This window comes from Sulfobacillus sp. TH-112, assembly GCF_057473405.1.
Genome location: NZ_JBYCKN010000093.1, coordinates 1 through 11,109 on the forward strand (window position 1 = coordinate 1; position 11,109 = coordinate 11,109).

Sequence of the window (11,109 nt, forward strand, 5' to 3'; positions counted from 1 at the left end):
CTCACCATTCCGTCGTTTCCCTTACTCATTGTGCTGTCGACCGTGTGGAACTTTGGAGAACCGATTGCTATGGGCTTTATCTTAGGCATTACCGGTTGGGGAGGATTGGCACGGGCGGTACGATCGCAAACCTTGTCCTTACGTGAGAGAGGATTTATTGAATCGGCGCGAACCATGGGATTACCTTGGTGGCACATTCTCTTCTTTGAAATTCTGCCTAATATGGGGCCATATATTGCAATGAACCTTTTGGTGTCGATTACGGGCGCGATTTACGCCGAGGTCGGATTATTCTATCTGGGGGTCGTTCCCTTCCATGTCAATAACTGGGGCGTGATGTTAAATTTAGCCGTGTTTACCGGAGGAGCCATGGAGAGTCCAAAGGCACTGCCCTATTTGCTTTCTCCATTAGTGGCGATTCTGTTGTTAACGTTAGGTATCGTGCTGTTTCTTGATGCCTTAGACGAGATCTTCAATCCACGATTGAGGGAGGGCTAACCGTGAGTACAGTGGAAATGCCGGTGCAAGAAACCGGAATTCATGTGCGTCACCTAACCGTCACCTATCAAACGGATCGTGGCACCCTGGCGGCCCTTAAAGAGGTGTCTTTAGAAATCCGCGGGGGTCAAATCACGGGGTTCATTGGTGAATCGGGCTCCGGGAAGACCACCTTGGCGATGGCCATTATGAATGCCATTAAGCCCCCGGGAAAAATTCGCGAAGGGGCTGTCTTTGCCGACGGAGCCGGTGACGTGCTGAAGCTTCAAGGGGAGCAGTTGCGTCGGATCCATGGGTCACACTTTGGATTTGTGTTTCAAGCGTCCTCTAATTCGCTAAATCCCTTAAAGCGGGTGGGAGCTCAACTACTTGACCTAGCTCGTTCACACAAGGTGGCCGATCCGCGGGCACTATTGCATGAAGCGAAGGCATTAGCAGAACGTATGGGAATGGATGGAGATCGAGTCTTGACGTCTTACCAACATGAGTTGTCGGGGGGCATGCGCCAGCGCGTGGGGATTGTCTTTGCTTTGGTGCTCAAGGCGAAAGTGGTCATATTGGATGAGCCGACCACGGCTCTCGATATGCTCTCGCAACAGGCCGTGCTGGAGATTGTGCGGCAAATTCATCGTGAACGTGGACTCACTACGCTCATCATTACGCATGACATGGGTGTAGTCGCTGAAATGGCTGATCGCGTGGTCGTTATGTACGCGGGCCGGGTGGTAGAGGAGGGACCCACGGGGTCATTGTTACGTAACCCCCTACATCCTTATACGAAGGGGCTCATTCACGCCATTCCGCGAATAACCGGGCGACTCGAGGATGCGAAACCCTTGGCGGGCACCCCGCCCGATTTGGCGACGATTCCAGCTCGGGGATGTGTGTTTCGTGAGCGCTGCCCTATCAGGATGGATATTTGCGATACGGTCGATCCGACGGCCCAAGTTGTGCATGGAGACGGCCTAGTCAGTTGTCACGGGGTGAGCCAACATGATTGAAGTGAGAAATGTCACAAAAACATTTGCTGCACGTGGGGGAATTCTCAGTCAAGGCGCGGTTCAGGCTGTAAAAGGTGTGAACTTCACCATTCCCGATGCGGGAGCTGTCGCCTTCATCGGAGAGTCGGGTTGCGGAAAGACGACGATTGGTCGGATGCTGACGGGAATGGAGACCTATGACTCCGGTGAAATCCTGTTTGATGGTATCGATTTAGGTGCTATGAGTCGTCAAGAGCGGCAAGATGCGCTGCGACGGGTACAACTCATCCAACAAGACCCCTATGCGGCGTTAAATCCCTCCCGGACCATCTATCAGTCCCTGATGGCGCCTTTGACGCACCATGCTAAGCGTCATGGGAAGTCCACCCAGAACCTGGTCCGGCGAGCTCGAGAGCTATTAGAATTGGTGGGACTGAATCCCGAGATTGTACTGCCCAAATATCCCCATACGTTATCCGGTGGCCAAAGGCAACGGGTGGTGATTGCCCGTGCGCTCACCGTGGAGCCGACCGTTCTGGTGGCGGACGAGGCGGTGTCCATGATTGACGTGTCACTTCGCCTAGGTATTTTGACACTGCTGCAAAATTTGCGGAAGAACTATGGTATTGGACTGCTGTTTATCACCCATGATGTAGCGGCCGCACGCTACATCGGGGATGATGGTCGAATCTATGTCATCTACCAAGGAGAAATCGTGGAGGAAGGGACGACCGACGAAATTATTCGCACCCCAGTGCATCCGTATACCCAAGCGCTGTTGAGTGCGGTTCCGGTACTTCGCGGATTAGAGCAGCCAGGTCCCGACCGCTATATTCCTTTGGGAGACTTTTCTTTGGACGTCACCGCGGGATGTCGATTTGCGGCCCGATGCAAGTATGTACAGGATATCTGTCATGTCGAGTCTCCCGTCTTGCAACCCTGGCCCGGTAACAATCATCAACATCTGTGTCACTTCCCGGTCGCTCGCCGCGTGGTAGCGGAGGCCATAGAAGAGGTTGACGCCTAGGGAAGAGATTGCGACGCGACTGATGTCATGATGACCAATATTTGACACGACACCACTTGGTGGCATATTATTGATTATGCCACCAAGTGGTGTCTTTTGTTGAAGGGAGATGTTTCCACGAGAGATGTCTTTAGCGCTATTGCCGATCCCACGCGCCGTCAGTTGTTGGACATGCTGGCACAGGCAGGGGAACTTCCGCTCTACGCCGTGACCGCCGAGTTCCCTATGGGCCGTACCGGTGTGGCTAAGCATTTGACGATCCTCAAAGAAGCGGGTCTGGTGGAGGACCGTAAAGTGGGGCGCGAATCCCGCTACCGTCTGAATGCCACCCGATTACGGGAAGTACAGGAGTGGGTATCTTTCTATGAGCAATTCTGGACCCAACAAATGGATCGATTGAAAAACATGCTGGAGGAGAATAATTCGTGACTGAAACCGTGGTATTGGACTATGAGATCAAAAGTTCCATCGAGCACGTATGGGAGGCGTTGACAGACGCTTCTATATTATCGCAGTGGACGTTCTTCGAGACCGAAGACTTTCAGGCCATCGTAGGGAATCGCTTTCAGTTTCGCGGCAAGGCGGCGACGGGATGGAACGGGATTGTGGATGGGGAGATTTTAGTCGCTGAGAAGCCCACAGTGCTCTCATATACTTGGAGCACTGAAGGAGTGGCCGGACCACATCGGACGACAGTGACATGGACGCTCTCGTCGTCGCCTGAGGGTATGACGCAGGTGCATTTGGAGCAAACCGGATTTCGTCCGGAAGCTCAACAAGAAATTTCAGGCGCGCAGTATGGCTGGACTCATCAATTAAAGCAATTGCAACAACTGATCGGGTCGGACGATCAGCCAAAGCCTTAGAGTGGGAATGCGTTGGCGGTAAGCGACTACGCAGTCTTTTCCAGTCGAGACATGTGGTACCGACAGGATTTTGATGACCGTAGAGGCTCCGTGACTGAGGCTCGATAAACACCGTAAGCGGCCTCTCTACGGTCTTAAGAGGGGCCGCTTGCGGTAGGACGAGAGAATGGATGTGGTCGGACGGACGTCCCTTGGGGTAAGGGTGTCGGTGGCTACCCAAGTGTGATTAGAAGCCTAGTCGCAGGGTGGCCTTCGACAGCCGTTCGGCATCATGCCGAACAGGATAGCCCGTAGCTCCTATCCCTTGGGTAGGGACCACGTATTAAGAGACCACAGAAGAAAGAGTCCGGCTACTCGCGGACTCATGCTCGTAGCAATGCCTCCCTCTCTAGAGAAGATGTCGAGCATACCTTAGGTAAAAAAGTAGATTCTCCCCCGCGCCTACCCTATTAATAGAGCAAGTAGGATGCGATGCTGTCTGAAAACTGTGCGATAATGTCAGCTTCCTCGTCAAAATAGGTGTTCGTGGTTCCGTCGGCGATGGCTTGGCGAAGACGCGAGCCGCCAGAGAGCAAATCAAAGAACGGATGGTGGGTATCATCGGCTGAGACAATCTGGAATTGGTCGGGGTAGAGGGTCTGAAACGCATTTAGGAGGGTGACCCCGGTCCGTAGACTATGGACCTGGCTGGGATCGATAACGTGCAGTTGTACCCCTTGCACCAATTCTCCCGCATAAAGGGAGCGCCAAGGATTGAAATAGACGGGACGCGCAATAATGCCGGGGACCTCCGCATTATTAAACCAATCGGCCAGCTCATGACCATCAACCCAAGGCGCACCAATCCATTCGAAAGGATGTGTGGTGCCTCGGCCAAGACTTACATTGGTACCCTCAAAGAGGCAGGTGCCCGGATAAAGGAGCGTCATGTCAAAGTGGGTGGTATTGGGCGAAGGGGACACGAAGGGAAGGTGGGTATCGGGCCACATCATGTGCCGAGACCACCCCGACATAGGGACCACCTCCAGTGGCACCTCGGGAACAAATCGGGATTGCATGAAGAGTGCGAGTTCGCCCATGGTGAGGCCGTGGCGAATTGGCACGGGAATCCTACCGACAAAGGATTCATATCCGGGTTCCAGAATGTGCCCCTCACGTTTTATCCCCCCTAGGGGATTGGGGCGATCGAGCACAACAACCGCGACATCGCTTTGGGCTGCGGCGAAGAGAGTGTGATAGAGCGTACTGGGATTGGTGTAATAGCGAGTACCGATATCCTGCAGGTCCACGATGAGCACATCAAGACCATCCAGCATTTCTGCTGTGGGCGCCTTCATATCGCCGTAGAGGCTGAAGGCGGGAAGCTGGGTGTGATGATCATCCATGAAGGCGATCGATTCACCTTCCGGGGCCGCATTGAGGACTCCGTGCTCCGGTCCAAAGAGTCGGACCAGACGGCCGTGTGTCGACTTTCGCAAACAGTCGATGACCGGGATTAACTGGGTATTGGTCATCGAGTAATGGCTAATGAGGCCGATGCGTTTTTGATCGATAAGATCGGTGTGGTGATGAAGCAATTCATCAATGCCGAGAGATACCGTCTCCGTTACCCTCTTTCCGTAAGAGATGTAATTTTCTTTAGCCGAGACCAGTCCGGTCGCGCAATGGCGACCGCTCGCGGGGACCCATGGGGGAGTCCGCGCACCACGAAGAGTGCCTTATAGTACTCAAGATGTTGAAAGCCCGTTTCTCCTCGTGCGTAGGCATACTGTTCAGCAGCCTTCAACCACAGTTGGTAGGCTTCGTCGCGGAGTTCCACATAGATGTCGGGCTGGTAGTCAAACGGGTCTTCCCAGTTATCGGCATAGTAGACTTGACGCACGCTGTGCGGGGATAAGTGACTGGCATAGGTATTGATTTCGGCGTAAAAAATGGCATCTTCGACAATGAGGTAGGTATTGGCATGGTCCTTATGAATGCTGTTCTTCCAATGCGTGACCACAATCTGGGGCTTTTCTTCACGAATGAGCTCCGCGACCTCAAATTTCACCTGATCGGTCACCGGTAATTCCCCATCTCGGTAAGGAAGAAATCGGGCTCGAGCCCCAATGTGGTTCGCGAAGGCAGTGGCTTCCCCCGATTTTTGTAGCGCATAGGCATCGTAGCCTAGGGTGGGATGGCCTTTTTCTCCCGGCGTGAGGTGGAGTAGGACCACCTCGTGCCCATCCATGACCGCCTGCACTAGGGCGGGCCCAGCTGTTAAATCCATGTCTCCCGCATGCCCGCCAATTGCCATAATCTTCATGATGTCGCGCCTCTCTTCTTTATGGTAAGGTCTTTTTCATTACGTCGAAGCGGCGAGTGACGGTGAATCCGGCGCGTCGATAGAGGTGGCCAGCAGCTTCTTTCTCGCCCGTCCACAGGAACCAGGCGGAGTGCAGGCCATCATGGCGCATCTGTTCTAAACAGCGATAGAGAAGAATCTTGCCCAATCCCGTCCCGCGTACCGCGGTGGAGACGCCAAAGGGGCCGAAGCGCTCCCCAATCCCGTCATATCCGCCGTAGAGGCAAAAACCGACGACCGTACTATCCTTGCGGGCAATGAGGACATTTCGCATTGGCACCCCCACCTTGAGCGCCTCACGAATCGACCGACTCCAATCCGCATCAAATTCTTCATGATTCATCTGCAGAACAGCAGTTAAATAGGGCAGGGTGAGAGGTTCGACCAGATATCCTTCGGCTTGGCGTTCTCGTTCCAATAATTGCACATCGTCCGGAATCGCAAATCCCACTAAGTTCTTGTCCATGGCCACGGCCTGATAGAGTCGTTGGTATCCCATGGCACGGAGTAATTGAGCTCCCTCGGGATAGCTTTCAGCGTCAATGCCGGGTACAAAGTAGTTGGGCGCATAGGAGGCAAAGTACACAGTTTGACGTGCGTGGCTCGTAAAGAACGCGTCCGCGTGCTCCAGGAGGGCCCGGCCAATTCCCTGGCGGCGATAGAGAGGGTCGACAAAGAAAGTGGTAATCCAGCCATCGTGGGGTTCAAGATCAGTGCCGAACATGGGGGTGTTACGGACAATCGCCAGTAGTCCCCCCACGATGTGACCATCTTCTTCGGCAATAAAGAATCCCTCTGGGTTGAAATTAGGATCGGTCAGAATCCGATTAATGAGAACCTTTTCGGTGATGCCGTCAGCCGGCATGGCGCGATTCCAACTTTGGATCAATGCGGTCTCGTCACCGCCACGATAGGTGCGAATCATGTCATTTCCGTCCCCTTTATGAGAAGTGTTTTAGATGTAGTTCAGACTTTCGGGCCATAGACACGGGAGAGGCCAAATTCCGTTCAGTGGTTCGGGTCGGCTCTCGCTGTCGACAGAAAAGAGCCATTCGGTAAGATCGGCGGCCGTTACCGTCCACTGAGAGGCTCCGAAATCGACTTGCAGCGCATCCACGCCTTGCGATGTGATGGTGAGAGAGTCTTGAGTGCGCTCAAGGAACACGTCTTGCAAGTCGGCGATGAGCCCTGGACCATTAATGACTTTGGTGAGCCATGATACGGGCTGAGATATGATGTGCTGATCGTGGGGCAAGAGCGCCATAAGACCAAGGTCCTCGTCGAGGACCGGAATGAGGAGTCCGTGAAGGGACTCTTGTTGTAGCGGTCTTATCGCCTCGAGGAGACCTTGGGGATCACCAGCCCACTCCGTCACTCGGCTCGGTTCGGATCCGCGACTCGGCTTATGGTTCACAATGACGTAGGTGACTGGGCGTCCTTGTCGTTCAACTATGTAGCTCGTGGGTATTCCTTGTTCGACCGCCGTGAGTGGCTGCACCCTTAAGAGGATTTCAAGTTCCCGATGGCTGCGTCCAAACCGTGTGGAACGCGTTTGGTTCAGTCGAGCAATGACGGTGGCATCTTGGTGCGGGTCCAGGGGACGAACGTGATACGAGCTATCGGAGCGTACTTTTTGGGGAAAAGGATGCCATGTCACGCGACCAATGGCCCGCGCACCAAACTTGGTGTAAAGCGGTAAGTCTCCCGATATTAACATCAGACGGGCGCCTTCGTCGGAAAGGCGGTGCTCTGCTAGACGCAGTAATTGGCTTGCGAGCCCGCGGCCGCGATAGCTGGGGTCGGTTGCGACGGAACCGACGCTCGCCACTGTGGTGGCACCGCCGGCCATCACTGCTGGCCACACCATGGCGCCCACAATGCTACAAATGGTGTCACCATCTTGGGCGATAACCCAATGATGTGCGTTGGATTCGTCATAGAGATGGGGAAACTCGTCGGCCATGTGGCCATCCCGCCGCGAACGAAAAACTCGGTCAGCGAGCACTCTGATTTGGGGCAAATCGCTGGGTGTGGCGACACGGATCTCCATGGGTGAACCTCCTCGATGAAAGCCGTCTTGTGAAACATTTTAATTATAGTCTAAATTTCATAAAACAAAATTCCGAGATTAGGCCAGGTTTCACGGTGCCTCTGGAAATGTGCGAATTTGCTCGTGGGGCATGAATCCCTCGAGATAATTAGGCGCATCCCAGCTTTCCAAGCAAAATGCCATGCGAGCCCGGCGCTGCATTTCGTCGCGCATCTTTCAAGATTCGGCCAGTTCTTGCGCTAATACAGGCTCGTCCTCTTCATCGATCCAGATGTGGATAAGGTCGGCCAGGGCAGCGAACTGGTCTGCCGGCAGATTGTCCATCATTCGATGCAATTGTTCTCGGGACAGCGCCACGGGCATCCCCTCTGCCCAACATTTTGTCGCGGGCTTGCCGAAAATAGTGTATTGTGGCGTCGCCACGAGATAGGGGAGGACAAGACGTAACACGGATCGAGGGCGCAAGGTGGGTGTCCGGAACTCGTCCAGATCGGTTGATCGTGGAGCCATGATGTAGTTAGCGCAGTCGTTACGCCCGTTCCATGCGACCGCCGCCGTGCCCGGCAAACCGCTGACCAGAAGGCATAAGAGTCCATCTCACCCCCTCGTGTAGGCATATCCGCATCCGTCGCATTCATAAATAAGTTCGGCGTGCGTCCAAAGGCTGCCAATGGATGGACGGTCTCTGATCGTTCACTTAATGAGGGAATCGAGATATTGACGTGTACACTCAATGAACGCTTGAATCACCGGCGGGCGATCGTCCTTTCGCCAGGCGAGAGCCGTGGTAATCATCGGTTGTTCTCCTTCGATGCGCTTATATACGACGCCATGAATCTGCAGATTGGTCAGTGACTGCGGAACGAGCGAGACCCCCATGCCAATGGAGACAAATGCGGCGATGGATTCACTGTGATCCATTTCGAGAGCAATACGGGGCACAAATCCGCCTTCAAGGCAGAGGGCCAGCGCGGCGTCGTGATAGCTGGTGCCGGCACTGCGCGAGGTTACGATAAAGACATCGTCAGCAAAGAGTGCCATGTTGAGTGGCTCTTTCGCCTCGGCTAGAGGATGGCTCGTGGAGAGTGCCATGACAAATGGCTCTTGACGGAGAGGAAAGAAATGGAGATTGGGGTCTCGGACTGGTAAGAGAAGATGCCCCAGTGATATTGAGCGATCGTGGAGGCTTTCTTGTTGAAGAGCGGTGGAAAGGCGGCGTAATCGGACCTCAACGTGGGGATGCGACTCACTGAACAACCGGAGAACGGCCTGCAGATCATACATCGTGGTGCCGGTAAATCCAATGACGAGTTTTCCGATGTCTCCATGGTTTACTAGACGCGCACGATCCTGTGCCTCATCCGCTAAATGCAGAATATCTCGTGCATAGACGAGGAAGTCTTCACCGGCTGCGGTGAGTCGCACTCGTCGCTTAGTACGTTCCAGCAAACTCACCCCCAAATCGTCTTCGAGGTCTTTGATCTGTTTGCTTAAGGGAGGCTGAGACATATTGAGTATCTCAGCAGCTCGTCCGAAACTGAGCTCTTCGGCAACTGCTACAAAGTATCGGAGATGGCGAAGTTCCATACGATCACTCCATTCATACTCAGTGGATCTCAATGGATACCAATGAAATATTGGACGCATTATTCCCGTCGACCCTAATATCGGAATAACCCGAATTGTGCGCTTAGGCACATGCGGCCTATTGGTTCGGGAGATGTGGAATGATTTCAGAAAACTTTACCATACAGTCGATTGCATCACAACAGGGGAGAGGTCTTGGGGACTTGGTGACCATTGAGGGAATGAGAGGTGCTAAAAATGGAGGATCATTTGCTAGATCGGTTAGAACGTTTGCCGATGAGCCGAGTCCAAACTCGTCTGCTTTTTATGGGAGGGCTGGGTTATACATTTGATGCCATGGACGGGGCGGTCATCGCTTTTGTGTTAGCAGCCATTATCACACGGTGGCATCTGACCGACGGTGAAACCGGACTATTGGGAAGTGCATTATTAATTGGCTATCTCGTCGGAGCCTTTCTATCGGGGACACTGGGAGATCTCATTGGACGTCGAAAAATCGTGGTGTGGTCGTTGGGGTTTTATAGTATTGCCACCCTGATTAGTGCATTTGCAGGGAATTGGGAGTTCTTCTTCGTTTTTCGGGTGTTGGCTGGTATTGGCACCGGAGCTCAAAGCGCAATCATTGCCCCCTATTTGTCGGAGTTCATTAATAGCAAGGTGCGGGGAAGATATGTGGGAGCATTAGCAGGCTTTTTCTCATTTGGCTTTGTGTTCGCCGCTCTCTTGGGGTATTTTGTCATTCCCACGTCGCCGATCGGCTGGCGATTGGTGATCATCATTACGGCATTACCGGTGTTGCTGCTCATTTGGTGGCGTCGTGGACTTCCGGAGTCTCCACGCTGGCTTTTGTCGCGACATCGCGATGCAGAGGCATATAAGGTCGTGGACCAACTGGAAAATGACGTATTGAGAGCCACCGGGAAACCATTGCCGAGAGTTGAACATGTGGTGTCAGAAGATGCGTTATCGGCGGGTGTCGGGGGCACGTTTAAAGAGAATCTGGCCAGCCTGTGGCGTGGAAGAACGGTCCGTATTACCACCATGATGTGGGTGTTATGGTTTGCGATTACCTTCGCGTATTACGGATTCTTTACCTGGATTCCAACGCTTTTAGTGAAGTTGGGGCTGACGATTACCAAGAGTTTTAGTTATTCGATTATTATCTACTTGGCCCAAATTCCCGGTTACTATTCGGCGGCTTGGTTGAATGAAAGATTCGGCCGAAAGTACACTATTGTGCTTTACATGGCGTTGGGGGCCGTGTCTGCTCTTTTGATGGCACTTTATCATAGCAACATCGAAATCGTCATCTTCGGGTTTTGTCTTTCATTCTTTATGAACGGTAGTTATGCGGGAATATACGCGTATACCCCGGAAGTGTACCCTACTCCCTATCGAACGACCGGTATGGGCACGGCGTCGGCGGTAGGTCGTGTCGGGGGGATTCTTGCCCCTCTGATTATTGGTTTTACCTTTGCTCGTATTGGATTTGGGGGCGTATTCGCAGTGAGCACGATTGTGCTAGCCCTGGGCGTCATTTTAGTCGCTTGGCTGGGGATTGATACGCGAGCAAAGACCCTAGAGCGTATTATGGCCGAACAACTGGAAATGAAGATTTAGTACGAGGAGGGAATCATGGTGGCGAACGACCAATTGTTGAAGGCAGGGCGGATCTGGTGTGGTGGTGATACCGTGATACAAAACGGCTACGTCTTGGTCGACCAGGAGGGTCGGATCAAAGAGGTCGGGTCTGGCAC

Annotated in this window: 12 protein-coding genes; 6 read left to right on the plus strand and 6 right to left on the minus strand. The window is 53.3% G+C overall.

Annotated features, from left to right (window positions below; all coding sequences use genetic code 11):
• From ACOJWD_RS06015 to ACOJWD_RS06035, 5 genes are all read left to right on the plus strand, one after another.
• Positions 1 to 498 (plus strand): ABC transporter permease (locus ACOJWD_RS06015; RefSeq protein ID WP_486992316.1); only part of this gene is annotated, 498 nt, incomplete at its 5' end.
• 2 nt (positions 499 to 500) lie between these two features.
• Positions 501 to 1,499: an ABC transporter ATP-binding protein gene (locus ACOJWD_RS06020; RefSeq protein ID WP_486992317.1), complete on the plus strand. Its 999-nt coding sequence runs from the start codon at positions 501 to 503 to the stop codon at positions 1,497 to 1,499.
• The gene (locus ACOJWD_RS06025) at positions 1,492 to 2,505 is read left to right on the plus strand and encodes an oligopeptide/dipeptide ABC transporter ATP-binding protein (RefSeq protein ID WP_486992318.1); all 1,014 of its coding nucleotides are present in this window, start codon (positions 1,492 to 1,494) and stop codon (positions 2,503 to 2,505) included. The genes ACOJWD_RS06020 and ACOJWD_RS06025 overlap by 8 nt, the downstream gene beginning before the upstream one ends.
• A gap of 99 nt (positions 2,506 to 2,604) precedes the next feature.
• The gene (locus tag ACOJWD_RS06030) at positions 2,605 to 2,934 is read left to right on the plus strand and encodes an ArsR/SmtB family transcription factor (protein ID WP_486992319.1); all 330 of its coding nucleotides are present in this window, start codon (positions 2,605 to 2,607) and stop codon (positions 2,932 to 2,934) included.
• The gene (locus tag ACOJWD_RS06035) at positions 2,931 to 3,371 is read left to right on the plus strand and encodes an SRPBCC family protein (RefSeq protein ID WP_486992320.1); all 441 of its coding nucleotides are present in this window, start codon (positions 2,931 to 2,933) and stop codon (positions 3,369 to 3,371) included. Before ACOJWD_RS06030 ends, ACOJWD_RS06035 begins: the two co-directional genes overlap by 4 nt.
• A 449-nt stretch (positions 3,372 to 3,820) precedes the next feature.
• Here ACOJWD_RS06035 and ACOJWD_RS06040 read toward each other — a convergent pair whose 3' ends face one another.
• The 6 genes from ACOJWD_RS06040 to ACOJWD_RS06065 form a co-directional block, all read right to left on the minus strand.
• Positions 3,821 to 4,948 carry an exo-beta-N-acetylmuramidase NamZ family protein gene (locus ACOJWD_RS06040; RefSeq protein WP_486992321.1) on the minus strand — a complete coding sequence of 376 codons (1,128 nt, stop codon included), beginning with the start codon at positions 4,946 to 4,948 and terminating at the stop codon, positions 3,821 to 3,823.
• A gap of 29 nt (positions 4,949 to 4,977) precedes the next feature.
• Positions 4,978 to 5,676 (minus strand): PIG-L deacetylase family protein, encoded by a 699-nt coding sequence (locus ACOJWD_RS06045; RefSeq protein WP_486992322.1) that lies wholly within the window; start codon positions 5,674 to 5,676, stop codon positions 4,978 to 4,980.
• Positions 5,677 to 5,695: 19 nt separating this feature from the next.
• On the minus strand, positions 5,696 to 6,640 hold the full coding sequence (locus ACOJWD_RS06050) for a GNAT family N-acetyltransferase (RefSeq protein ID WP_486992323.1): 945 nt from the start codon (positions 6,638 to 6,640) through the stop codon (positions 5,696 to 5,698).
• Between the two features lie 30 nt (positions 6,641 to 6,670).
• Positions 6,671 to 7,765: a GNAT family N-acetyltransferase gene (locus ACOJWD_RS06055; protein ID WP_486992324.1), complete on the minus strand. Its 1,095-nt coding sequence runs from the start codon at positions 7,763 to 7,765 to the stop codon at positions 6,671 to 6,673.
• A gap of 216 nt (positions 7,766 to 7,981) precedes the next feature.
• Complete coding sequence (locus tag ACOJWD_RS06060; RefSeq protein WP_486992325.1) at positions 7,982 to 8,230, minus strand: hypothetical protein; 249 nt, start codon at positions 8,228 to 8,230, stop codon at positions 7,982 to 7,984.
• Positions 8,231 to 8,458: 228 nt separating this feature from the next.
• Positions 8,459 to 9,352, minus strand: a complete 894-nt coding sequence (locus ACOJWD_RS06065) for a LysR substrate-binding domain-containing protein (protein ID WP_486992326.1) — start codon at positions 9,350 to 9,352, stop codon at positions 8,459 to 8,461.
• A gap of 237 nt (positions 9,353 to 9,589) precedes the next feature.
• Here ACOJWD_RS06065 and ACOJWD_RS06070 point away from each other — a divergent pair, with 237 nt between their 5' ends.
• Positions 9,590 to 10,972, plus strand: a complete 1,383-nt coding sequence (locus tag ACOJWD_RS06070; protein ID WP_486992327.1) for an MFS transporter — start codon at positions 9,590 to 9,592, stop codon at positions 10,970 to 10,972.
• Positions 10,973 to 11,109 lie beyond the last annotated feature (137 nt).